Source organism: Bacillus mycoides (genome assembly GCF_000832605.1).
Taxonomy (GTDB): domain Bacteria; phylum Bacillota; class Bacilli; order Bacillales; family Bacillaceae_G; genus Bacillus_A; species Bacillus_A mycoides.
In genome coordinates this window covers 1,490,824-1,514,719 of sequence record NZ_CP009692.1, presented here as the reverse complement: position 1 = coordinate 1,514,719, position 23,896 = coordinate 1,490,824, and the positions used below count along the sequence as shown (strand labels likewise).

24 protein-coding genes and 2 other annotated features are annotated in these 23,896 nt (G+C 37.5%); all 24 genes read right to left on the bottom strand.

Going from position 1 to position 23,896, the window contains the following annotated elements; genetic code table 11:
• Positions 1-17: 17 nt before the first annotated feature.
• Entirely contained in the window at positions 18-1,100 is a 1,083-nt protein-coding gene (locus tag BG05_RS09740) for a HAMP domain-containing histidine kinase (protein ID WP_033707976.1), read from the bottom strand.
• Positions 1,090-1,797, bottom strand: coding sequence for a response regulator transcription factor (locus BG05_RS09735; protein WP_002034150.1), 708 nt, complete (start codon positions 1,795-1,797; stop codon positions 1,090-1,092). The genes BG05_RS09740 and BG05_RS09735 overlap by 11 nt, the downstream gene beginning before the upstream one ends.
• 172 nt (positions 1,798-1,969) lie before the next feature.
• Positions 1,970-3,253, bottom strand: coding sequence for a GTPase ObgE (obgE, locus tag BG05_RS09730; protein ID WP_002015378.1), 1,284 nt, complete (start codon positions 3,251-3,253; stop codon positions 1,970-1,972).
• A complete protein-coding gene (locus BG05_RS09725) occupies positions 3,253-3,801 on the bottom strand; it encodes a sporulation initiation phosphotransferase B (RefSeq protein ID WP_003191647.1) in 549 nt (182 codons plus the stop codon). The genes obgE and BG05_RS09725 overlap by 1 nt, the downstream gene beginning before the upstream one ends.
• Positions 3,802-3,864: 63 nt before the next feature.
• Entirely contained in the window at positions 3,865-4,155 is a 291-nt protein-coding gene (gene rpmA / locus BG05_RS09720; protein ID WP_000944957.1) for a 50S ribosomal protein L27, read from the bottom strand.
• A 3-nt stretch (positions 4,156-4,158) separates the two neighbouring features.
• Positions 4,159-4,503: a ribosomal-processing cysteine protease Prp gene (locus BG05_RS09715; RefSeq protein WP_002138477.1), complete on the bottom strand. Its 345-nt coding sequence runs from the start codon at positions 4,501-4,503 to the stop codon at positions 4,159-4,161.
• Between the two features lie 11 nt (positions 4,504-4,514).
• Positions 4,515-4,823 (bottom strand): 50S ribosomal protein L21, encoded by a 309-nt coding sequence (gene rplU, locus BG05_RS09710; protein ID WP_000270907.1) that lies wholly within the window; start codon positions 4,821-4,823, stop codon positions 4,515-4,517.
• Between the two features lie 14 nt (positions 4,824-4,837).
• Positions 4,838-4,916: a sequence feature (ribosomal protein L21 leader region), on the bottom strand.
• 77 nt (positions 4,917-4,993) lie between these two features.
• Entirely contained in the window at positions 4,994-6,403 is a 1,410-nt protein-coding gene (locus BG05_RS09705; protein WP_002015376.1) for an Rne/Rng family ribonuclease, read from the bottom strand.
• A gap of 42 nt (positions 6,404-6,445) precedes the next feature.
• Entirely contained in the window at positions 6,446-7,306 is an 861-nt protein-coding gene (locus BG05_RS09700) for a M50 family metallopeptidase (protein ID WP_002088816.1), read from the bottom strand.
• Positions 7,299-8,045 (bottom strand): M23 family metallopeptidase, encoded by a 747-nt coding sequence (locus tag BG05_RS09695; RefSeq protein WP_002034147.1) that lies wholly within the window; start codon positions 8,043-8,045, stop codon positions 7,299-7,301. The genes BG05_RS09700 and BG05_RS09695 overlap by 8 nt, the downstream gene beginning before the upstream one ends.
• 133 nt (positions 8,046-8,178) lie before the next feature.
• The gene (gene minD, locus BG05_RS09690; RefSeq protein WP_000503308.1) at positions 8,179-8,976 is read right to left on the bottom strand and encodes a septum site-determining protein MinD; all 798 of its coding nucleotides are present in this window, start codon (positions 8,974-8,976) and stop codon (positions 8,179-8,181) included.
• A 2-nt stretch (positions 8,977-8,978) separates the two neighbouring features.
• Entirely contained in the window at positions 8,979-9,665 is a 687-nt protein-coding gene (gene minC / locus BG05_RS09685; protein WP_002015372.1) for a septum site-determining protein MinC, read from the bottom strand.
• Between the two features lie 35 nt (positions 9,666-9,700).
• Positions 9,701-10,246: a rod shape-determining protein MreD gene (mreD, locus tag BG05_RS09680; RefSeq protein WP_002015371.1), complete on the bottom strand. Its 546-nt coding sequence runs from the start codon at positions 10,244-10,246 to the stop codon at positions 9,701-9,703.
• A gap of 14 nt (positions 10,247-10,260) precedes the next feature.
• Positions 10,261-11,112, bottom strand: coding sequence for a rod shape-determining protein MreC (gene mreC, locus BG05_RS09675; RefSeq protein WP_002129256.1), 852 nt, complete (start codon positions 11,110-11,112; stop codon positions 10,261-10,263).
• Positions 11,113-11,153: 41 nt separating this feature from the next.
• Positions 11,154-12,173 carry a cell shape-determining protein MreB gene (mreB, locus tag BG05_RS09670; RefSeq protein ID WP_002015369.1) on the bottom strand — a complete coding sequence of 340 codons (1,020 nt, stop codon included), beginning with the start codon at positions 12,171-12,173 and terminating at the stop codon, positions 11,154-11,156.
• A gap of 158 nt (positions 12,174-12,331) precedes the next feature.
• Complete coding sequence (gene radC / locus BG05_RS09665; RefSeq protein WP_002015368.1) at positions 12,332-13,009, bottom strand: DNA repair protein RadC; 678 nt, start codon at positions 13,007-13,009, stop codon at positions 12,332-12,334.
• Positions 13,010-13,059: 50 nt separating this feature from the next.
• Positions 13,060-13,635 carry a Maf family protein gene (locus BG05_RS09660; protein WP_002129258.1) on the bottom strand — a complete coding sequence of 192 codons (576 nt, stop codon included), beginning with the start codon at positions 13,633-13,635 and terminating at the stop codon, positions 13,060-13,062.
• Positions 13,636-13,854: 219 nt separating this feature from the next.
• On the bottom strand, positions 13,855-14,817 hold the full coding sequence (locus BG05_RS09655; protein ID WP_002129259.1) for a hypothetical protein: 963 nt from the start codon (positions 14,815-14,817) through the stop codon (positions 13,855-13,857).
• Positions 14,818-14,981: 164 nt separating this feature from the next.
• Complete coding sequence (locus BG05_RS09650) at positions 14,982-16,283, bottom strand: bifunctional folylpolyglutamate synthase/dihydrofolate synthase (RefSeq protein ID WP_003191631.1); 1,302 nt, start codon at positions 16,281-16,283, stop codon at positions 14,982-14,984.
• Positions 16,284-16,377: 94 nt separating this feature from the next.
• Positions 16,378-19,023 (bottom strand): valine--tRNA ligase, encoded by a 2,646-nt coding sequence (locus BG05_RS09645; RefSeq protein ID WP_002129263.1) that lies wholly within the window; start codon positions 19,021-19,023, stop codon positions 16,378-16,380.
• Positions 19,024-19,061: 38 nt separating this feature from the next.
• Positions 19,062-19,293, bottom strand: a binding site (T-box leader).
• Between the two features lie 134 nt (positions 19,294-19,427).
• Complete coding sequence (ysxE, locus tag BG05_RS09640) at positions 19,428-20,453, bottom strand: spore coat protein YsxE (protein ID WP_002129265.1); 1,026 nt, start codon at positions 20,451-20,453, stop codon at positions 19,428-19,430.
• 72 nt (positions 20,454-20,525) lie between these two features.
• A complete protein-coding gene (gene spoVID, locus BG05_RS09635) occupies positions 20,526-21,533 on the bottom strand; it encodes a stage VI sporulation protein D (RefSeq protein WP_002015360.1) in 1,008 nt (335 codons plus the stop codon).
• Positions 21,534-21,612: 79 nt separating this feature from the next.
• Complete coding sequence (gene hemL / locus BG05_RS09630) at positions 21,613-22,902, bottom strand: glutamate-1-semialdehyde 2,1-aminomutase (RefSeq protein ID WP_002034163.1); 1,290 nt, start codon at positions 22,900-22,902, stop codon at positions 21,613-21,615.
• Positions 22,902-23,891: a porphobilinogen synthase gene (gene hemB, locus BG05_RS09625; RefSeq protein ID WP_002015358.1), complete on the bottom strand. Its 990-nt coding sequence runs from the start codon at positions 23,889-23,891 to the stop codon at positions 22,902-22,904. Before hemB ends, hemL begins: the two co-directional genes overlap by 1 nt.
• Between the last annotated feature and the right edge of the window lie 5 nt (positions 23,892-23,896).

Below are 23,896 nucleotides of genomic sequence, written 5' to 3'. Positions count from 1 at the left end.
CAAAACGTTTTGTTATCTTACAGTTTTGTCATTTTCCTCATTAATGTATGATATTCTTCATCTTTTGCAAATTGGAACGTAACTGTTGTTCCTTCCCCTTCAGTTGATTGTACATACACTCCATGATGTAAATTACCGCAGATTTCCTTCGTAATATATAAACCCATACCTGTCGCTTCCCTTGTTTTACGGCCGTTTATTCCCGTAAAGAACGGATCAAATATACGCTTTACATCTTGCTCAGGAATACCAATTCCATTGTCCTTAATATGTAATAACACCTTTTGATCTTTCTCTTCAATTTGAAATTGAATTTCTTTTTTCTCTGCTTCTGAAATTTTTGTATACTTAATTGCATTCACAACAATTTGGCTCATCGCGATACTAAGCCACTTTCTATCAGACGCAATCATACAAGTCTCTTCTTCAAACATCATTTTCGGAAATACAGAAGATTGAATGAACGACTTCCGATTTTCATTAATAATATCTCGAATGACCTCTATAACATTTACTACTTCTACTTTATAGTCTTTCGAAAATTGATCTAACCTTGCCATATGTAACGCTAAATCTAACCCATTTAAAATACGGTTATTTTCTTCACGAATACTTTCAATCGTTCCCCTTGCTTCACGGTGCTCCTTACCATATTTCTGTAACAATAATTCAATAACGGATACTGGTGTTTTCATTTGATGGATCCACTGGTTCATAAAAATCATTTGCTGTTGCTCTTTTGCATGCTGCTTATGAACTTCATTCATATATTGCTGCCTTAATAGCGTAAACGCTTCAACAACCATTTCTTGCTCTGACGTATAAGAAGTATCGATAAGTAAAGAGTCATGTAATGTATGTCCACCGGCAATATACTGTTCTATCCTCTTTAAAAACACACTTCGTTTTCGGTAATCGTAAATAAGGTATACACTAAACACAACTGTCCCTAATAAAAGTCCGTATAACCATGTACTCCAGTCCAGCGCACGCTTTTCTAAAAGGCTTTGCAACTGCAATACGAGTCCAAATAAACAAAGGCTTATAATGTAAGAAAGGATTAAGGAAAAACGTTCTATGAGGTAATTTTTAACCTTCATGCCCTTCGCCCCACTCAGTAAGAAGAGCATAACCGTACCCACGCTTTGTGACAATTGCATTTTTAATGCCTAACTCCTCAAGTTTCTTCCTTACACGCTTTACATTCACGGTTAATGTATTATCATCAACAAAAGCTACTTCATCCCATAAAGCCTCTAACAGCTCTTCACGTGTCACGTATTGATTTGCTTGTTTCATTAAACATTCTAATAAATAAAACTCATTTTTTGTAAGTTCCGTTTGTTGACCTTTCCACTCTACTGTGTGCTGTGATGGGAATAATAACAATCCATTAACACCTAAGCAGTCACTTTCCGCGGCCAAAGCATACTCACCATACCCGCGGCGGAGTGCACTTTTCACCTTTGCCATTACGATATCTAAATGGAATGGCTTTGTAATGTAATCATCTCCGCCATTTTCAATCGCCATTACTTGATCCATTTCCCCTGTTCTTGCAGAAACAAAAATAATCGGCGCATTCGATACAGTGCGGATTTGGCGGCACCAGTAGAAGCCATCAAAGTATGGTAAATTAATATCAAGTAACACAAGATGAGGACTTACTTTTACAAACTCATCTTTTATATGCCGTAAATCGCTCACTCTGAAAGATTGATATCCATACCTTTCTAAATGCTCCTCTAATATCTCTGCAATTTTTTCATCATCTTCTACAATTAATATTTTATACATATTCCTTTTCTCCCCATAAAATATTCTTCTAAAATCACTCCTTTTTCTATTATAAATTGAAACTTTAATCAATGGGGATTTTTTCCTATATCGACTTATGGTTCACCTATATGAATTGGGTTTTTACTGGACTCAAATAACGAAAAAAAAAGACCGCCATATTTCGGCAGTCTTAATCGATAAATTCAAATTGATATTCAAGAATTTTCACAATATCTCCGTCTGTTGCACCACGTGCACGAAGGGCTTCATCAATACCCATTCCACGCATTTGACGAGCAAATCGGCGTACAGATTCATCACGTGAGAAGTCTGTCATCTTGAATGTTTTCTCAATGTCATAACCAGAAATAACAAATGTGCCATCACTCTCGCGTGTAATTTCAAAATTAGATTCAGATTCAAATTTGTACATTACACTTGCTTCAGATTCTTCTACATCATCGTACATTGGGAATTCTGGTGTTGTTTCTAATAAGTTCGCTACTTCAAATAGTAAGTCACGAACACCTTGTTTCGTTACAGCTGAGATTGGGAAAATTTTCACTTCGTCTCCCAATTTCTCTTTAAATGCTTGTAAGTTTTCTTCTGCATCTGGCATATCCATTTTGTTTGCAACAACAACTTGTGGACGCTCAGTTAAACGCATATTGTATTCTTTTAGTTCATTATTGATTGTGACATAATCTTCATATGGCTCACGTCCTTCTAAACCAGACATATCGATAACGTGTACAATTACACGTGTACGTTCGATATGACGTAAGAATTGGTGTCCAAGTCCAACGCCGGAGTGTGCGCCTTCAATTAGTCCAGGAAGGTCAGCCATAACGAAGCTGCGGTTATCACCAGTTTCAACAACACCAAGATTCGGAACGATTGTTGTAAAGTGATATTCTGCAATTTTCGGACGTGCTGATGATACAACAGATAATAATGTAGATTTACCTACACTTGGGAATCCAACAAGTCCAACATCTGCTAGCACTTTAAGTTCTAGCGTGACATCACGTTCTTGACCTGGTTCCCCGTTCTCAGCGATTTCTGGCGCTGGGTTCGTCGCTGTTGCGAAACGTGAATTACCACGGCCACCACGGCCACCTCTTGCGATTACAGCTGTTTGTTCATGCGTTACTAAATCGGCAAGAATTTCACCTGTTTTTTCATCTTTCACTATTGTTCCTGGTGGAACCTTTACGATTAAATCTTCAGATTTACGACCGTGCTGACCTTTACTCATTCCGTGCTGACCGCGATCAGCTTTGAAATGACGTTGGTAGCGGAAGTCCATTAATGTACGTAAGCCTTCCTCAACAACAAAAACAACATCTGCACCTTTACCACCGTCGCCACCTGCTGGGCCACCTTTAGGTACATACTTCTCACGACGATACGCAACCATTCCGTTACCACCGTCGCCGCCTTTTACATATATCTTGACCTGATCTACAAACATTATTTCACCACACTTTTTTCGATTAGTTGTAATATAACTGAGACTTCTTCGTCTCGTACTGTATAAGAAATGGAATACCATTTATTGTTTTCGTTCGCAAGCCACGTTTGTAGTTCTTCTACATTCGTTAGCTTTCCACGAAAATCAAAAAAGAAACGAGCATTCTCCGCGTCACTTTCAATTGTGATACAAACATAATTTTCAACATATACGTCTAAACTATGCTGAAGCATTAAGAAAAACTGATTCGTCCATGTACATACAGTCTCATCTAGATGAGATAAGTTATGTAATTCCCCTAATACTTCGTACTCCAATAAGCACGGTTGCTGTTTCCAATTATATGTTAAAATCCACTCTGAAAATAAAGGCATTGATAGCCCCATCAGATTGGATTCTTGTCTCGCTTCTTGGACAAAACGATCGATGAGCCTATGAATCTCTTCCACTTTTCCAAGGGAAAGATTTCCTTTAACCATCTGCAAACGATTGAGCCAATCATGTCTCGAGTGGCTCAACGCATCTATAATTGTCCATTTTTCATTCATTTAGATACCCCTTAATATAGAAAAACTCTAACCTGCACTCAGGTTAGAGTTTTCCGTGAGTTCTTATGCTTCTTGAGCAACAGGATATACGCTCACTTGTTTGCGGTCACGACCAAGACGCTCAAAGCGTACTACGCCGTCAACTTTCGCGTATAAAGTGTCATCGCCACCACGACCAACGTTAACACCTGGATAAATTTTTGTACCGCGTTGACGGTAAAGAATTGAACCACCTGAAACCGTTTGACCATCTGCGCGTTTAGCACCAAGACGTTTTGACTGAGAGTCACGACCGTTCTTTGTACTACCTACACCTTTCTTAGATGCGAAAAACTGAAGATCTAATCTTAACATACGTTACACCTCCTGCACTTTTTCTATTAAACGGATATACTTTCCGTAATCAAGTTCAATCGTCTTAAGTGAAACAACCAATCCTTCTAAAAGTATTTGTGCTTTTTCTGCTGTATGAACGTCTAAATCATTAGGCAATTCATACGTCAAGAATCCGCCATCACTTCCGAGTTCAATAGTTGCCTGCACATTACAAAGTTCTTCCACTGCATTTATAGAACCAAACACAACCGCTGTAGTTCCAGCACAGACAAGATCTTGTCCATGTGGCGCATAATTGGCATGTCCAGTCATTTTAAATGATCGGATACTTCCTAGTTTCGTGCGACTTATCGTAATCTTAATCATCTTAACCAGAATTAAGCGTTGATAGCTTCAACTACTAGCTTAGTGTAAGGTTGACGATGACCTTGTTTCTTACGATTGTTCTTTTTCGCTTTGTATTTGAAAACGATGATTTTCTTAGCGCGACCTTGTTTTTCAACTTTCGCAGTAACTGTTGCACCCTCTACAACTGGGCTACCAACTTTCACGTTTTCGCCACCAACGAAAAGAACTTTGTCAAAAGTAACAGTTTCACCAGCTTCAACATCTAATTTTTCAATGTAGATTGCTTGACCAGCTTCAACTTTAATTTGTTTTCCACCTGTTTCGATAATTGCGTACATACTTGCACCTCCTCTTAATTACTAAGACTCGCCAAAAACGAGGTAGACATAAAATGTCTTTAGGGAACCTGTCTTGTGCGGTTGTAGCATATAGCAGTTTAGGTGCTATAAACTATAACATAAAAATATTACCATGACTCATTGACTATTGTCAATGAATGTTCTGCTAACTATTTTTTCCGTTCTACAATTTCTTTCTTACTTCCAAAACGGATAATAGCGTACTTTTCGATAATATCATCTTTGAAATAAATTTCAAATGGAATATTTTTTTGTAATTCTTTTTGTGAAAAATGTTTTTGTACTTTTTTTGAAGCACCAATCAATACAGCTTCATCCTCTATATTACCATAAGTAATAAGCTCTCTCTCTAGCTCATACGCAATTGTTTCATTAGATATAACGTAACCTGTCGCTTTACAAGGCGCACACTCTTCTAATAATACGTCACGTAACGAATGTTTCTTGCGCTTACGCGTCATCTCTAAAATACCTAACTCTGTAAACCCAAGCACTCTTGTATATGTGCGATCATCTTGTAAAGCTATCATTAAACGCTCTCTTACCTTCTCTTTATCTTCCCGTCTTTTCATATTAATAAAATCAATTAATATCATCCCGCCAATATCACGAAGTCTTAATTGACGAGCAATCTCTTCAGCAGCCATTTCATTTGTGCGAAATACGGTATCTTGTAAATTTTGTTTTCCAGTAAATTTACCTGTATTCACATCAATTACAGTCATCGTCTCCATTTGTTCTACAATTAGATAGGCACCATTTGGTAGCCACACAATTTTTTGAAGTGCTTTCTCGATTTCACGATCTATTCCAAAGTGGTTAAACATCGAAGATTTTTCATTATAAAAGGATACTCTTTCTTTCCCTACTTTTTCTTCTAATTCTTTTACTATACTTCTCGTATCTACAACTATTTTTTCAATTGTTTCAATTGGGTTCTCCTGAAATACACGATCTAAAAACGTCGCTGGTTGATGAAGTAGTAAGGGCGCCTTCCCTTGATCTTCTTTTCTTTTTAACTCTTCATATAACTGCTGCAACCCTTGCATTTCAGCTTGTATTTCATCGATCGTTCCTTTTTCAGAAGCAGAACGGAAAATGTATCCACCTGTTCCTTCTACTTCAATTCCCAGTAACTGTTGTCTTCTTTTATTATTTTTTATTTTCCGAGAAACAGCGCGCATGTCATCATAGGGCATGTAAACGACATATTTTCCGGTAACTTCTATCTTCGCCGTTAATTTTGGCCCCTTCGTATCAATTGCCTCTTTCACAACTTGTACAAGTATCGCCTGTCCTTCATGTATGCGATATGAAGATGGTACATCATCAAATGAAAGATATGCATGTTTTTCTAATCCGATATTTACAAAGGCTGCGTTCATTCCAGCAATTGTTCTTACGATACGCCCAACATAAATATGTCCGACAATCTCCTGCTCTTCATTCCGTTTCCATAAAAGCTCTACAATTTTTTGTTTCTCTTCTATCGCAACACGCTTTTCCGAACCAGTGTAGTTAATATATAACGTCTTCAAAATTCTTTCCTCACTTTTCATTTCTTTTCCTTACAATATAAAAGGTTAGTGTCGTCGTCAACACTAACCAATTAATTCTTCAACAGATGAGGTTGTTCGTTTTTCAGCAAAATACGCATACAACAATTCATTTTCGTCCAATGTGTAATGCTCTTTATATTTTCCATGGACGATAATAGAGTGTTTATATCCTCTGCGAAATTTTGTGAAAATCGTATATAAATGATCTTCCGTTTTCACCTCAATAGGTGCTATTTTTTCAATATCTCTTTTATTCCCATAATAACGCTCTAATAAAAAACGCATAAATGCGTACCGTCTTTGTTTCCATTCTTGATATAAAGAAATCGCTAGAAAAACGAGTAATACCCACATCATAATGTTATTACTATTCCAAAGTAACTGCCATCCTAATATTACACTAAAAAAAACACATGACAATTTCATCATCTTTTCATGTGCTTGTAAATAGGGAAAACGATATGATAATACATTAAATAATACTTTTCCACCATCAAGTGGCCAAATAGGCAATAAATTAAACCCTAAAATAATGACATTATTCCATACAAAGAAATGGTACAAATCGTCAGTTACCCAGCCCGCTTTATACAAAATGTAAGCGACCGCAATCATCCATATATGCTGAATTGGCCCCGCCATAACGACAATTAATTCTTCTTTTAAAGATTTATTCCCATGTTCTTCCATCTCAACTACGCCACCAAACGGCAAAAGCTGAATTTGTTTAATACGCCAATTATAATACGCTGCGGCAAAAGCATGCCCAAGTTCATGAACTAAAACGATACAAAATAGTAATAGTAACTCTTTAAAACGTGCTGTAAAAATACCAATGACAATAATAACCCAAAACAACGGATGCACAGAAATTTTCGTGAAAACATCCCTATATTTAATCAAATGAAATCACCTGAATTGGATCAATAAATTTTTCATTCTTTTTTATTGCAAAATAAAATTTGCCATTTTTATTATTTTCATCATTACTCACTATTCCAATTTTTTGTTTCTTTGAAACGTAATCATATAATTTTACTGACATATCATTTAAATTTGCATACCATGACTCCGTACCATCAGCGTGCTGAATTTGAACTGTATTTCCAAGTTCCTCTTTCTTGCCCGCAAAAACAACTATACCTTCATTTACTGACTCCACCGTTGCATTTGTAGCCGTTTGAACAAATACACCCTGGCCGTTTTTTTGAAATCCTTGCATCACCTTTCCAGAGGCAGGAATCGCATAATCCTTTTGCTGAATAGCCTCTTCTTTTTTCTCATTTGGAGAAAAGAACACGAGAGGTTTTCCAAACTGATTTTCATACCATTTCGATATAGTAGCAAATTGAAATTCTTCTTGCATAACTTTTTCTGTAACAGCTCTAGTACCATCAAAAGAAGAAGGTGCGTTCTTAAATAAAATAGCAACCGAAAGAACTAATATTGCTGATAGCAAAACTTTGAAGAGAAAAACTTCTTTTCGAAATAGAGGATGAATTTCCTTCTCCCCCTCTTCAATAAAGACCGTTTCGCTATCAAAATCTCCTCCCGCAAAATACTGCTCTTCTTCTAGCAATTCTTGCTCTGCTTTCCTTTTCGCAATCCGCTTTTTAATTTCTTCCACACGTCTATTCTTCATACTGTCTCCTTTCTTTCGTTAGCCTTATTCAAATAGAAACAGTTATATACAGTTTGTACATATGTATGAGTTATAGAAGGAAGATATTCATGCGAAGAAAAAAGAAAGCACTCCGCATTTATGCGAAGTGCTTTTAACGGATTCCAAAGAAATTTTTCATCTTTGTAAATACCGATACTTTTTCTTGTTCAAATGCTTGTAATGGTACATTCTCACCTAACAAGCGTCTTGCAATATTACGATAAGCTATTGCTGCTTTCCCGCTAGGTTGCAGCGCTACAGGTTCACCTGTATTCGTAGCACGAATAACTTCATCATCATCCTCGACAACTCCAAGAAGCTCGATTGACAGTGTACGTACAATTTCATCAACGTCTAACATATCCTGTTCATGAAGCATATGACTACGCACACGGTTAATTACAAGTTTCGGTGGTTCAATATCCTCTTTCTCTAAAAGCCCGATAATACGATCCGCATCACGCATTGAGGATACTTCTGGTGTTGTTACAACGATTGCTTTATCCGCACCTGCTACTGCATTTTTAAACCCCTGCTCAATCCCCGCAGGACAATCAATTAATATGTAATCATAATCTTGACGTAATACTTGTATTAATTCATCCATTTGTTCAGGTGTTACCGCCGATTTATCGCTCGTTTGTGCTGCAGGTAATAAATAAAGATCATCAAAACGCTTATCTTTAATAAGAGCCTGAGGTAAACGACAACGCCCTTCAACGACATCAACAAGATCAAATACAATACGATTTTCTAGCCCCATTACTACGTCTAAATTGCGTAAACCGATATCTGTATCAATTAAACACACTTTTTTTCCAGATAACGCAAGGGCTGTACCAATGTTCGCAGACGTTGTAGTTTTACCTACTCCGCCTTTTCCAGATGTAATTACTATTGCCTCTCCCACAGCTATACAATTCCCCTTTCTAACTTTGTTAAATTAGGTCTAAGATGAGTGAGAAGTTGCAGGCGATCGACAACAATGTGATTATTCTCATTAATGTACGCACATTCTGCCGCCTCTGCTCCGTCTTCTTTCTCTTCCGGAGCCCGCATTGTCACATCACTAATTCGGAGTTGCATAGGGTTCATAATAGATGCAGCAATAACAGCTTCTGAATCTCCATCATACCCCGCATGTGCAATTCCTCTTAATGATCCCAAGACAAAAATATTCCCCCCAGCGATAACCGTTCCGCCTGGATTAACATCTCCAATTAATAATAAATTGCCTTTTACATGTAACACTTGTCCAGAGCGAACAATTTTGGAAATAGGGACAATTTCTGTTTCTTCTTTCCAAGCTATTGCTTCTGCTTTTGTTATAACATCACTTTCGATTGATTCTACAACAAGGTTCTTCTTATTGCGAATTAACGTACGAATCTCTTCTTGTTGTACTTCTGTTAAATAGCGATTTCCTACTTTAACACGCACTTCAATTAAAGAACGTCCGTCACTCTCATAGTAATGTGTAGAAAGCTTTTCATCCAATTCTTTTAGTAGCTCAGAGAATGAACAGCAATCATCTAAATGAAGTGTTATTCCATCTTTTGTCCCTTTTATCGTTACATTTTGTTGCTTTTTTTCTTCCACTAAAGTTCACCCCACCGATTCAATTCGACATAAAATTAGAAAATCCTTTTTTCTTTTTCTTCTATCGCTTTTGAAAGACGCACTAAATATCGTCTCAGTGGGAAACAAACTATTAATAAGAAAATTCCATTTAGCAATAAAGTAGCAAGGAGACGATCTGTGAAAAAGACAGATGCTGACATGTGAGTACGTCCTAACAAAGTTAAAAACCCATACACATAATACTCTAATGCTGCAATGCCAGCCAGTACGATAGAAGCGACAATAAATAAATTCAATTGTAATACTTTCATCACACTATAAACTAAATAAGCTAAAATCGGATAAGCAAATATATATATACCGACAAGTTCCGTGTATACGGTATCAAATAAGAAACCAAATAATAGTCCGTAGTAAATCCCTTGAACCGGACTATAGTACACTGTAATAAAACATAACACAATTATAAAGAAATGCGGTGCTGCTATACTGCCTTTCCAAAAGACGTCTGTTGGAACAACAGTAGAGAACATATTTTCAAATAAAAAAACAAAAAGGAGCAAAAGAGGAAGAGCTGCTCTTTTTAAAATCGTCATCATCTCTTCTCTCCCTCCTATTCTAACGGCGCTGTAGGCATATCACGTTTTGCAACTATAATATGCTCTACATCATTCAAATCAGCGGATGGTTTTACATAAGCCGTTTTTGTTAAACCGTATGGATCTGGCTGAACATCAACAATTTTCCCAATCGCAAGACCTTTAGGGAAGATATCACCAAGTCCAGATGTTACAACTAGTTGATCTTTTTGTACCTCTGCATCAGAGCTAATCTTTGTGAAAAGAAGTAGTTGTTTTTCTTTATCGTAACCTTCAATTAATCCAAAGATATTTTCTTGTCCTTGTACAATAGCAGAAACACGGTTTGTTCGGCTCATCGAACTTAACAACTCTACTGACGATGTAAACTGAGATACACTTTTTACGCGTCCAACTAAACCTTTCGGAGTTACAACAGCCATATCTTTTTTGATCCCTTGCTGTGCTCCTTTATCAATTCCAACTAAATCGTACCATTTATCGGGATTACGAGAAACCACACTAGCTTGTACTTCCGTATAATCACCACGGGACTTTTCTTTACCAGTTAATTCTCGTAGTTTTTTATTCTCATCGTCTAAATTTTTCACTACGGCAGATAAATCTGCGGTAGAATCTAATTTTGCTTTCAGCTTTTTATTCTCTTCATACGTGCGCTTTACATCTTCTACATTCTCGAAGAATCCGGCAACATAATTCGCTGGCTTTTGGAATACACGTTCTACAACACCGACAGTATCTTTTATAAACTGCTCTGGCCATGATAAACTGTTCCGTTCTTTCAATGAGATTCCAATCAATGCCACGAGAAGAATAATACTAACTAACAAAACAATTAATCTTTTGTTTAAGAAAAACTGTGGCACGTTCACACCCTCTTAATTTCATTGATTTTTATTTTGCAATATTATCGAGCAGCAGTTTTGAAAAGGTCGATATTGTCTAATGCTTTACCCGTTCCAATTGCTACGCAATCTAATGGATCCTCTGCAACAAGAACTGGCATATTTGTTTCTTCACTAATAACTTTATCTAAGTTACGTAGTAATGCCCCGCCACCCGTTAATACGATACCGCGGTCCATAATATCCGCTGCTAATTCAGGTGGAGTTTTTTCTAACGTATTTTTAACTGATTCTACAATTGCATCTACTGTATCTTTTAATGCATCTGCAATTTCTTCTGGTTGAATTAGTACTGTTTTCGGTAAACCACTTACTAAATCACGACCGCGAATTTCCATAGGCTCAATACCTTCTGGCTCGCCTGCAGAACCGATTTCTAATTTTAGTGCTTCTGCTGTTCTTTCACCAATCATTAAGTTGTAGCTTTTCTTAATGTACTGAATGATTGAATCGTCCATATCATCACCAGCAACACGAACTGATTGACTTGTTACAATACCACCTAAAGAAATAATTGCAACTTCTGTTGTACCACCACCGATATCAACAACCATACTACCAGTCGGCTCCCAAACAGGTAAGTTTGCACCAATTGCTGCTGCAAATGGCTCTTCGATTGGATAAGCATCACGAGCACCAGCTTGACGAGTCGCATCGATTACTGCACGTCTTTCTACAGCTGTAATACCAGATGGTACACATACCATTACGTATGGTTTACGTGAGAAGAATCCATTTGATTTTTGAGCTTGTTGAATGTAGTATTTCATCATTATTGCTGTTGTTTCGTAATCAGCAATTACACCATCTTTCATAGGGCGAAGTGCCACTACGTTTCCTGGTGTACGACCAATCATTTGTTTTGCATCGCTACCTACCGCAACGATTTGTTTCGTATCAGTTTGTAATGCTACTACTGAAGGTTCACGTAAAACTACACCTTTCCCTTTCACATATACAAGCGTATTCGCTGTTCCTAAGTCTATTCCAAGATCGCGAGTAAATCCACCAAATCCAAACATATCATTTATCTTCCCTTCTTATTTTCACGGACTCATTTTTCTTACTTTATATTTATAAAAACAGTACGTTTTTTTATATCTGCATCCTTTTTGTAGATAATTTTCTACAAAAAACTCATAAATCACATTATAAAACAAAATAAGTAAAAAGAATAGTCTTAAATATGACCTTTTTCCTTTAAACTCACGAATTTATGGTCACCTATTATGATATGATCAAGTACTTCAATTCCGATAATTCGACCACATTCTACTAATCGTTTTGTAACTTCAATATCTTCACGGCTCGGCGCCGGATCTCCTGAGGGATGGTTATGAAGACATATAATAGAGGCTGCTGCCCGACGGAACGCTTCTTTAAAAACTTCCCTTGGGTGCACAATCGACGTATTTAAACTTCCAATAAAAATAGTTTGCCTATGTATAACTTGATTTTTCGTATTCAAATATAAACAAACAAAATGCTCCTGTTGCAAAAAACGCATCTCTTCCATCATATAACTCGCACAATCTTCTGGACTTCGAATACTATATCTATTTTGATATTCTAAACGTACCATTCTTCTACCTAATTCAAAAGCAGCCATAAGCTGCGACGCCTTTGCAATCCCAACACCATGAATGCTCATCATCTCTTCTAACGTTGCATCCTTTAACATTCGTAAGCCGTCAAAATGATGGAGAATATTATCTGATAACGTTAACACCGTTTCTTCTTTAGAACCCGTTCTGAGTAAAACTGCAAGAAGTTCTCGATTCGATAAACTTCCTGCTCCTTCTAACAATAAACGCTCCCGTGGCTGTTCTTCTCTCACAACATCACGAATACCGTTCATCTCTCCACCCCTTTTTTTACGATTTCTCCTAAAGAAAACCCCATGCAATTTTACGCATGGGTTACATCGCTATCAAACTGTTTTAATTCACGGACAAGACGCGCAATTGGCAAGCCAACTACACTGTAGTAGTCCCCTTGAATATGTTGAACAAAAATAGACCCTTTACCTTGAATTCCATAGCTCCCTGCTTTATCAAGTGGTTCCTTCGATGCAACGTATACGTCTATTTCCTCTTCTGTTAATCCCCAAAATGTTACTTCTGTACGTTCATAAAAAGTTACCGTTTTTTCTTTCGATATAATTGCAACACCTGTGTATACTTCGTGTGTTTTCCCCGATAATAATCGTAACATTTCTTTCGCCTCAGCCTCATTAGACGGCTTTCCAAGAATACGCGAATCATATGTAACAATTGTATCTGCACCTAGTACAACGTGATTACTATGGTTTTCTGCCACAGCAGATGCTTTTTGCAAAGCAAGCGACATAACAATATCAGAAGGTGATGAATATGCACCAATCGTCTCTTCTACTTCACTAACAACGATTTCAAATGGCACATCTGCTAATTCAAGCAGTTCCTTCCTCCTAGGTGACCCTGAAGCTAAAATAATTTTCCTCATATTTTCTCCTTCCCTTCTCACATGAAGCAGAATAATTCAAATCAATCGTATCAAAGGAATAGTTTCCCCACAAATTCTAGAAATATCATTTTCTCTAAACAAAATAATAGTTCTTTTTAAATACGATTATATGCTGCCCATACAGAAAGCACTTTGTTCTAAATTCAAAAGAAAAGAAAGAAGTATATGTACTTCTTTCTTCGTCATTTCATTATCCTATTATTTCACTTTTTGTGAAACCATTTTTTCATACGAAAGTATACCATCAATAATAACTTGATTTAATTTAGCTACAGATTCCTTATCGCTCTTCCCTTCCTTAATCGTTTGCACCGCTATTGACGTATACGTATAAAGCTTCTTTGCATCTTCACGCTTCATACTCTTCCCTTCCTTTTCCATAGCTTTCCACTCTTTTTGAATCGCTTCTATATCTTTTGGATTACTTTTTCCACTAGTTTGTACGCTGGACACATATTTTGCTAAATGAGTATATAATGGCTGCACTTTCGCTAAAAACATTCCTACTTCTTTATCATTTTTGAGCAATGCTTTATCTGTAATATCCCAATTTTTTTTCAAAACTGAAACACCATCTTGCTTATACTGATCTATTAATTGATTAACAGCCTGTTCATCGCTCGTAATAGCAACAACTAACGCATACTTATCACCACTCGGTTTCAAAGTAGCCACGCCCCCATTACTTTTCCACTCTTCAATAGCAGCCTGTCCTTTTTCTTCAGAGGAATAAAGCCCTCCTTGAACGAAAAATAGTTTCATTGGTTCTAATGACGTTCCTACCTGTGCCTTTGGTTTTTCCTCTTTCGGTGTTGGTGTTTGTTCTGCCGTTCCACCCACCTTTTGTTCCTCATTACCTGTCTGCTTCGAAGCCGTTACCTTACCTTCTCCTGTCGTCCCTTGTCCAGTTAATAAATGAATCATACCCATCCCAAATGCAGTACCGATAATTATTGCAGTTGCAACGATTGCGATTATTGTATTGCTCCACTTCTTTCGATATTTTTCCATAGATACTGATTTCGCTTTTTGAAACGGAACTACATTTTTCGGTCTCTCACTTTCTGCTATCATCCAGTCAAACTCATCCTTCTTTTTTTCCTCATACTTCGCTTCTGTTCCATTTACTTTCACCGAGATCGTTCGTGATTGCTTGTCCATACACTCACACCTCACCTCTTGTCATTGTCCGCATCATATCATATTCATTCCACAAAAAAACGAGATATTTGTCAGAGGAATTCGTCAAATAACCCTATATTATTATCTTATATGTATGCATTTGACTTCATTTGTAGAACAAAAAACTAGATAGCAAAGACTATCTAGTTTTTCTCGCGAATATATTTTCTAACTTCGGAAATGAAATACAAAGAACCTGTTATGATAAAAACATCATGTTCTCCTATCCTGTCAACCTTTGTATCAATTGCCTCTTTCCAATCTTCAAAAACTAATTTTGACTCTTGTTGTGAATACGATGCAAGCTTGTCAGCAGAAATGGCACGCTCAAAGGCAAACGTCGTAAATATTATTTCATCAGCAACTTTTTCTAATTGCCCTACCATGTTATGTAACTGTTTGTCACCAAGAGCAGTAAATAAAACTATTACATTCTTCTTTTTATAATGTGCCTCTACTGTTTTTACAAGACTTTCAATACCTTCTGGATTATGAGCACCATCTATTATAATATCTGGATTACTTTGTAACTTTTCAAATCGACCAATCCAGTATGCTTCTTGTAAGCCAACTTTCATCTCCTCTTCATTAATTAAAAATGATAAATATGTTTTTAAATACATTACTGCCATAAGCGCTAGTGCTGCATTGCCTACTTGGTGAATGCCTTTCATTGAAATCCGAACATTTTCAAACGAGGCAAATGGACAATCAAAATCAAAGTGTTCCCCATCTTTATTAGAATGTTTATGTAGTGTTGTAAACTGTTTTCCAAGTTCATATAAGCTTGCATGATTTTCCTTAGCAACCTTTTGAATTACTTGCAATGCTTCTTCATTTTTCACACCAGTAATAACTGGAACACCAGACTTAATAATCCCTGCCTTTTCATATGCAATTTCTCCTAGTGTATTGCCTAAAATATGCATATGATCGTGGCCGATATTCGTAATAATCGTGAGAACCGGATGAATAACATTTGTAGAATCAAATCTTCCCCCAAGCCCCGTTTCAAATAAAACAACATCACAGAAATTAACTTTACCGAAATAATAAATTGCCATTACTGTAATGATTTCAAACTCAGTCGCTTCTCCTAAGTCCGTCTCATCTAATTTTTCAACGACTGGCTTTACCATATTTACAAGTTCCGCAATCTCTTCATCTGCAATCGGTATTCCGTTTACACTAATACGTTCATTGAATGTTTCTATGTAAGGCGATGTAAACGTTCCTACTTTATATTTCGCGCCTTCTAACATGTATCGCATATATGTTAAAGTTGAACCTTTTCCATTTGTGCCGGCAAGATGAACACATTTTATATGACGCTCTGGATTTCCGAGTTTTTCTAACATCCATTGCATTCTTTCTAGCCCTGGTTTTATCCCAAATTTCAATCGGCTATGAATCCAGTTTATCGCTTCTTCGTATGTATGTATCACGTTTGCTATTCCCCTTTCAAAAGACAAACTTCTTAATTCTATTATACGCAAAGAAAAGAGACTCACCAATATAGTGAGTCTCTGAAAAACATTTTTATTTCTCAAGATCCGCTAGACGTTGACGAACCGCTTCGCGTTTTTCTAGGTAATCTTGCTCTTTCGCACGCTCTCCGTCAATAACTTCTGCAGGAGCTTTCGCTACGAATCCTTGGTTTGAAAGTTTCTTCTGTACACGTTCTACTTCTTTATCGAACTTCTCAAGTTCTTTTTCAAGACGCGCTTTCTCTTCATCAAGATTGATAAGATCAGCTAACGGTAAGAATAACTCTGCACCTGATACGATTGCAGTCATCGCTTTTTCTGGCGCTTGTAAATCAATCTTAATTGTTAGTTCACTTGGGTTACAGAAACGCTCAATGTAAGAACTGTTTTTCGTAAGCTGAGCTAGTACTACCTCGTCTTTTGCTTTAATTTGCATTTGAACTTTTTTGCTCATTGGTGTATTTACTTCCGCACGGATGTTACGAACAGAGCGAATGATATCAACTAGAAGGTGCATTTCTGCTGCCGCTTCTTTATCTTGTAAATCTTCGCGAACTGTTGGCCATGCTGCTACTGTAATAGACTCGCCTTCATGCGGTAAATGCTGCCAAATTTTCTCTGTTACAAATGGCATGAATGGATGTAATAGACGCATTGTTTGGTCTAATACGTAAGCTAAAATCGAACGAGTTGTTTTCTTAGCTGCTTCATCTTCACCGTATAGTGGAAGTTTCGCCATCTCAATGTACCAGTCACAGAAATCATCCCAAATGAAGTTGTATAATGAACGACCAGCTTCACCGAACTCATATTTATCCATGTTACGTGTTACACTTTCGATTGTTTCGTTTAAGCGAGTTAAAATCCACTTATCTGCAACTGATTTTTCACCAGTTAAATCGATTTCTTCATACTTCATGTCATCCATGTTCATTAATACGAAACGTGATGCGTTCCAAATTTTATTAATGAAGTTCCAAGTAGATTCTACTTTTTCCATGCTGAAACGTAAATCTTGACCTGGTGCACTTCCTGTTGATAAGAAGTAACGCATCGCATCTGCACCATACTTCTCGATAACATCCATCGGATCAATACCGTTACCAAGAGATTTACTCATTTTACGTCCTTGCTCATCACGAACTAAACCGTGAATTAATACATCTTTAAATGGACGCTCTCCTGTAAACTCTAAACCTTGGAAAATCATACGAGATACCCAGAAGAAGATGATATCATAACCAGTTACTAAAGCATCTGTTGAATAGAACTTTTTAAAGTCTGCTGCATCTTCATTCGGCCAGCCAAGTGTTGAGAATGGCCATAATGCTGAACTGAACCATGTATCAAGCACGTCATTATCTTGATTCCAGTTTTCAAGATCTGCTGGCGCTTCTGTACCTACGTATACTTCACCAGTTTCTTTATGATACCAAGCTGGAATGCGGTGTCCCCACCATAATTGACGAGAAATACACCAGTCATGAATGTTTTCCATCCAGCGTAAGTATGTGTTTTCAAAACGCTCTGGTACGAACGTTACTTTTTCTTCTTCTTTTTGTTGAAGTTCTACCGCTTTTTCTGCAAGTGGAGCCATTTTTACGAACCATTGTGTTGATAAATAAGGCTCAACAACTGCACCGCTACGCTCACTATGACCTACTGAGTGCATATGAGGCTCGATTTCTACTAATACGCCAGCTTCTTGTAAGTCTTTCACTAACTCTTTACGGCATTCGAAACGATCCATACCGTTATACTTACCAGCTTTTTCGTTCATCGTTCCATCTTCGTTCATTACTAAAATACGTGGTAAGTCATGACGGTTACCTACTTCAAAGTCATTCGGGTCATGAGCTGGTGTAATTTTCACAACGCCTGTTCCGAAGTCTTTTTCTACGTATTCATCAGCAATAATCGGAATCTCTCGGCCTACGATTGGAAGTGTAACTGTTTTTCCGATTAAATGTTTGTAGCGATCATCTTCTGGATGAACTGCTACCGCTGTATCACCAAGCATTGTTTCTGGACGAGTAGTTGCAAGGCGAATGTGACCAGAACCGTCTGTTAACGGATAGTTCATATGGTAGAATGCACCTTGAACTTCTTTATGAATTACTTCAATATCAGAAAGAGCTGTGCGTGTTGCTGGATCCCAGTTGATGATATACTCACCGCGATAAATTAAGTCTTTTTCATATAATTGAACGAATACTTTATTAACAGCGTTAGATAAACCTTCGTCTAATGTGAAGCGTTCACGAGAATAGTCTAGTCCTAAACCAACTTTTCCCCATTGTTGACGAATGTGTGAAGCGTATTCTTCTTTCCATTCCCAAGCTTTTTCAAGGAATTTCTCACGACCAAGATCGTAACGTGAAATACCTTCTTCACGAAGTTTTCCTTCTACCTTCGCTTGCGTTGCGATACCAGCATGGTCCATTCCTGGAAGCCATAATACATCGTAACCTTGCATACGCTTTGTACGAGTTAAAATATCTTGAAGCGTCGTATCCCAAGCGTGACCTAAGTGTAACTTACCAGTTACGTTCGGAGGTGGAATTACAATTGTATATGGTTGTTTCTTCTCATCTCCTGTTGCTTCGAAATATTTGCCTTCAAGCCACCACTTGTAAAGGCCTTCTTCAACGGACATATGATCATATTTAGTTGGTAAATTATTTTCCGTGTTTGACATTATTTTCCCTCCTTAAAATAAAAAATGCCCCTCATCCAAAAAAGGACGAGGGACATCGCGGTACCACCTTTATTTACAAACAAATTCAGAATTTGCTTATACTCTTAATTTGATAACGGACAAATCCGTCTTTTCCTAATAAGAATCATTCCGTTCAGAAAAGATGCTCCAGGGCTACCTTCTAACATAACTATCTAGAGAACCTCCCAGCCAATGGTTCCCCTCTCTGAAGACGTTTCATGTTATACTCTTCCCCTTCAATGCATTTATGTGATTGTTAATTATTATATACAATAGTGTAAAAAACGAAACCTTATTCGTCAAGATAAATTTGAAACTACGGCTTTTATCTCTTTATGGAACTAATAAAAAAAGATAAGCAGGGTTCTCCCTACTTATCTTCTTTATCCGTTCCCTTGCTGGGCAGCTTGTAATTGCGAAAGGAAATATTCTGTATTACTAATGAGCCAATGCGATTGCTGCAGAATTTTTACCCCGCGAAGCTCATTTTCTTCATTACGACTCTTTCTTCTTTTCGTATACGACTGAATTTGCCGAATAAAATGCGACGGGTACGTCATATACGCAAACATAAGAAGCTGCTCCTCTTTCGTAAATGGAAAATTTTTTTGATACATTTGATACCATTCAAAGCGGTCGCTCCGCGCAATTGGATATGTGTTCAAAGACCTTGAATAAAAGCTGACGATATCCTGTACCGGTGTAGCAAACTGAGACTTTTCTAAACTAATAAAATAACCGTTTCGTTCATAATCAAATAAAAAGTGATTAAGCGATACATTTCCATGAACGAAAGTAGTACGTGTTTTTTCCTTTTCTTTCATTGCATCATGCCATTCACTTAATTGTTTCGTTGCGAACTCACGTGCTCTCATAGCGTGGTGATAATACGTACAATATTGTAATTCAAATGGAGACATATACCACTTCGCTTCTGATTCTACAAGAAACTCTTCTAATATCTCACCATCATTTTCCCAACGGTCGGATATATTTGTATAATGTTTTTCTAAATCTTCTTCTGTATAAGTCTCCTCTTTCACCGTTTTTTGATGCAACGTCCCGAGCGTTTGAAACATCTTATGGTATTGATCATTATCTTCGCCATTTCCTTCCGCACGTTCTAACCAAGGCATTAAATAATAGCTATACGCCCCATCACTTAAAACATAATTCCCGTCCGTCGTGTGATAGATAGGTACATAATTCGAAAAACCTTTCTCCTTCAAATATTGAATATGGTGTAAAAAATTATTCCGCTCTAATTTTCTATCTTGTATTTTCTTTAACGCATACGGACCTTGATTCGTATAAATTTTCATTACACTTCCGTGCTCTTCCATATGCTGAGTGTCCAATCTATATTGCCTCACAATGGGTTCATAGCGATTTCGTAATTCAATATCCATACGAATAACCCTTTCTTATTCAAAACATAGCTTCTAGGAAAAGAAAAGAGGTGAGTGAAAAAACTCACTCACTTATTTCACTGTTGCTTTTGAAACAGGAATATATATAATTTGCCCTGTAGTTAAATATATATCTTCTGATTGATTTACACGATATAAGCTTTGTACAGTCGTTTCATAACGTTCTGCAACCGATTCAATTGTATCTCCTTCTTGTACGAAGTACATTCTTAACTTCGTAAATTCTTCTTCTGGTTCTTTCGTAAATAATTTCGTTAAATAAAGTGCATTTTCATCTCGCTGTGAATATGCTTCTTCCTCTGGCTCTTCCTGCTTTTTCGCTTTTTCTTTCTTGAAATTTTTCCGCCCGAACAATTCAAATTGTGGCGTCTTTTCTTGCTCCTCTTCACGCTCCACAAGTTCATGTTCTTCTAATTCCTCTTCTTCTATTTCTTGCTCTTTTCTTTCTTCTAACTGAAACGGCTCAAATGCATAATCTTCCCATCCATCTGATTCTTTATAGGCTGGTACCTCTTCGTGCGGCGCAGGTCTACTTTCATCTTCTTCAGCTGAATCAGCTTCCAACTCGGCATACACAGTCTCTTCCTCTTCATCCTCGGTTCTTTCTTCGTCACATAAACCTGTAATAGATATATCCGCTAATAGTTGTAAGCAACCATTTTCCTTTAATTCATAATCAAATTCCTCGATTGATACATATAATTCTTCAATTACTTTCACTCGATTTCTTGGAATTGATATTTCGAGCGGAAAGGAATGGACAAGCTCATTAACCCCGTCTGCCCTTGTTTCTACATAATCAATTGCCTTTGCTGGTGATAGCTCTCTTAATGAATAAGCTGAATCATCTTGCCTTGCAACATACTCTCCCGTTAAATCTAATTGCCCCCTCACGATAACTTCATGATCGAGCTCCTCTATCTCAACGTCTGGATCTAACGAAATTGACAAAAGTTCTTCGACTTCCTGTCCCTTCTGGAACCAAACAGATTCTTTTAATGAAAATCGTAATGAATGATCTGTTGCCACTTCTTTTCCCCCTCCCAAACTATATGTCATTACAGATTTATGTTCCCTAAGGCTACTTTATGAATAAAAAAAATCGCTCCCCTAATGGAAAGCGATTTTCTCTAAGAAATTATGCTTTTAATTTTGACATTGCAATTTCGGCCGCCGCAATTGTCGCCTCAATATCTGCATCACTATGTGCTGTCGATAAGAATAAACCTTCAAATTGAGAAGGTGGTAAAAATACACCTTGTTCTACCATTTCACGATAGTAAGCTGCAAAGAATTCTAAGTTTGAAGATTTTGCTGCATCATAATTAATAACTTGCTCATCTGTAAAGAAAATACCAATCATAGAACCTGCACGATTAATGTGATGCGGGATATTATGCTTTTCAGCTGCCTTACGTAGTCCAGCCTCTAACATTTCTGCTTTACGCTCAAATTCCACATATGATTCTGGCGTTAACTGCACTAACGTTTCATAACCTGCTGTCATTGCAAGTGGATTACCCGATAATGTTCCAGCTTGGTAAATCGGTCCGCTTGGTGCAACTTGACGCATAATCTCTGCCTTCCCACCGTATGCTCCTACCGGCAAGCCACCACCGATTACTTTACCTAAACAAGTTAAGTCAGGAGTTACACCGTAGTAACCTTGTCCACAATTATAAGCAACACGGAATCCTGTCATTACTTCATCAAAAATAAGTAGTGCACCGTTTTGCTCTGTCACTTCACGAAGTCCTTCTAAAAACCCTGGTTGAGGGGGAACAACACCCATATTCCCTGCCACTGGTTCTACAATTATACAAGCGATGTCATCACCGAATTGTTCGAAAGCATATTTTACACTTTCTAAATCGTTATACGCTACTGTAATCGTATTTTTCGCTACACCTTCTGGTACACCAGGGCTATCTGGTAAACCTAGCGTTGCTACACCCGAACCTGCTTTAATCAATAAAGAATCACCATGACCGTGATAACAACCAATGAATTTCAAAATTTTGTTACGTCCAGTGTAACCACGAGCTAAACGTAGCGCGCTCATTGTCGCCTCTGTTCCAGAGTTAACCATACGCACAATCTCAATTGATGGTACACGCTCGATAACAAGCTGCGCTAATTTATTTTCAATTTCTGTTGGTGCACCAAAGCTTGTTCCTTTTTCAGCAACAGCTTTTAAAGCCTCAACAACACGATCATTCGCATGACCATGAATTAAAGGTCCCCACGATAATACGTAATCGATGTATTCATTCCCATCGATATCATATACTTTAGAGCCTTTTCCGCGCTCCATAAACAGCGGATTCATACCAACAGACTTAAAAGCACGGACAGGGCTGTTTACGCCTCCAGGCATTAAATTTTGAGCCTCTTCAAACGCCGCAATCGATTTATCAAATTTTTTCATTATTTAGCGCCTCCTTCTTGTAACCATCTTGCTGCATCTTTTGCATGATACGTAATAATTAAGTCTGCTCCTGCGCGTTTCATGCTAATTAATTTCTCAAGTACAACTTCTTTTTCATTAATCCAACCATTTTGTGCTGCTGCTTTAATCATCGAATATTCACCACTTACGTTATAAGCAACGACTGGTAAGTTAAAGTTATTTTTCACATCACGAACGATATCTAGATAAGAAAGAGCTGGCTTTACAATTAAGAAGTCGGCCCCTTCCATTACATCTGATTCTGCTTCACGGAATGCTTCCATACGGTTCGCTGGGTCCATTTGATATGTTTTACGGTCACCAAACTGCGGTGCACCATGTGCTGCATCACGGAACGGTCCGTAAAATGCTGATGAATATTTCACAGCGTACGACATAACTGGTACGTGCGCGAAACCATTTTCATCTAATGCATGGCGAATTGCTGTTACGAATCCGTCCATCATGTTAGATGGTGCAATAATGTCTGCCCCTGCTTTCGCTTGACTTACAGCTGTTTTTGCAAGAGCTGCAAGAGACTCATCATTTAAAATAACGCCATCTTCAATAACACCGCAATGACCATGGCTTGTAAATTGACATAAACATGTATCTGCAACTACTACTAGCTCTGGGAACTCATCTTTAATTTGCTTAATTGCACGCTGTACAATTCCATGCTCACAATATGCCGATGATCCAACTTCGTCCTTTTCAGCAGGTAAACCAAATACAATAACAGAACGAATACCTAAATCAACGACCTCTTGCATTTCAGCTTGCAATAAATCTAAAGACATTTGATATACGCCTGGCATAGAAGGAACTTCATTACGAGTATTTTCTCCTTCTAATACAAAAATAGGGTAAATAAAATCTTCTGTATGTAAAAATGTTTCACGTACAAGCGCACGCATGCCCCCGCTTTGTCTTAAACGACGATGACGATTAAATTGTAAAGAATTCATAGATT

What these genes read in the sequence shown, in the direction of transcription:
- BG05_RS09740 (WP_033707976.1), bottom strand. Translation starts at nt 1,100, where the DNA reads ATGAAGGTTAAAAATTACCTCATAGAACGTTTTTCCTTAATCCTTTCT.
- BG05_RS09735 (WP_002034150.1), bottom strand. Translation starts at nt 1,797, where the DNA reads ATGTATAAAATATTAATTGTAGAAGATGATGAAAAAATTGCAGAGATA.
- obgE (WP_002015378.1), bottom strand. Translation starts at nt 3,253, where the DNA reads ATGTTTGTAGATCAGGTCAAGATATATGTAAAAGGCGGCGACGGTGGT.
- BG05_RS09725 (WP_003191647.1), bottom strand. Translation starts at nt 3,801, where the DNA reads ATGAATGAAAAATGGACAATTATAGATGCGTTGAGCCACTCGAGACAT.
- rpmA (WP_000944957.1), bottom strand. Translation starts at nt 4,155, where the DNA reads ATGTTAAGATTAGATCTTCAGTTTTTCGCATCTAAGAAAGGTGTAGGT.
- BG05_RS09715 (WP_002138477.1), bottom strand. Translation starts at nt 4,503, where the DNA reads ATGATTAAGATTACGATAAGTCGCACGAAACTAGGAAGTATCCGATCA.
- rplU (WP_000270907.1), bottom strand. Translation starts at nt 4,823, where the DNA reads ATGTACGCAATTATCGAAACAGGTGGAAAACAAATTAAAGTTGAAGCT.
- BG05_RS09705 (WP_002015376.1), bottom strand. Translation starts at nt 6,403, where the DNA reads ATGAAAAGTGAGGAAAGAATTTTGAAGACGTTATATATTAACTACACT.
- BG05_RS09695 (WP_002034147.1), bottom strand. Translation starts at nt 8,045, where the DNA reads ATGAAGAATAGACGTGTGGAAGAAATTAAAAAGCGGATTGCGAAAAGG.
- mreD (WP_002015371.1), bottom strand. Translation starts at nt 10,246, where the DNA reads ATGATGACGATTTTAAAAAGAGCAGCTCTTCCTCTTTTGCTCCTTTTT.
- mreB (WP_002015369.1), bottom strand. Translation starts at nt 12,173, where the DNA reads ATGTTTGGATTTGGTGGATTTACTCGCGATCTTGGAATAGACTTAGGA.
- radC (WP_002015368.1), bottom strand. Translation starts at nt 13,009, where the DNA reads ATGAACGGTATTCGTGATGTTGTGAGAGAAGAACAGCCACGGGAGCGT.
- BG05_RS09660 (WP_002129258.1), bottom strand. Translation starts at nt 13,635, where the DNA reads ATGAGGAAAATTATTTTAGCTTCAGGGTCACCTAGGAGGAAGGAACTG.
- BG05_RS09655 (WP_002129259.1), bottom strand. Translation starts at nt 14,817, where the DNA reads ATGGACAAGCAATCACGAACGATCTCGGTGAAAGTAAATGGAACAGAA.
- BG05_RS09645 (WP_002129263.1), bottom strand. Translation starts at nt 19,023, where the DNA reads ATGTCAAACACGGAAAATAATTTACCAACTAAATATGATCATATGTCC.
- ysxE (WP_002129265.1), bottom strand. Translation starts at nt 20,453, where the DNA reads ATGGATATTGAATTACGAAATCGCTATGAACCCATTGTGAGGCAATAT.
- spoVID (WP_002015360.1), bottom strand. Translation starts at nt 21,533, where the DNA reads ATGACATATAGTTTGGGAGGGGGAAAAGAAGTGGCAACAGATCATTCA.
- hemL (WP_002034163.1), bottom strand. Translation starts at nt 22,902, where the DNA reads ATGAAAAAATTTGATAAATCGATTGCGGCGTTTGAAGAGGCTCAAAAT.
- hemB (WP_002015358.1), bottom strand. Translation starts at nt 23,891, where the DNA reads ATGAATTCTTTACAATTTAATCGTCATCGTCGTTTAAGACAAAGCGGG.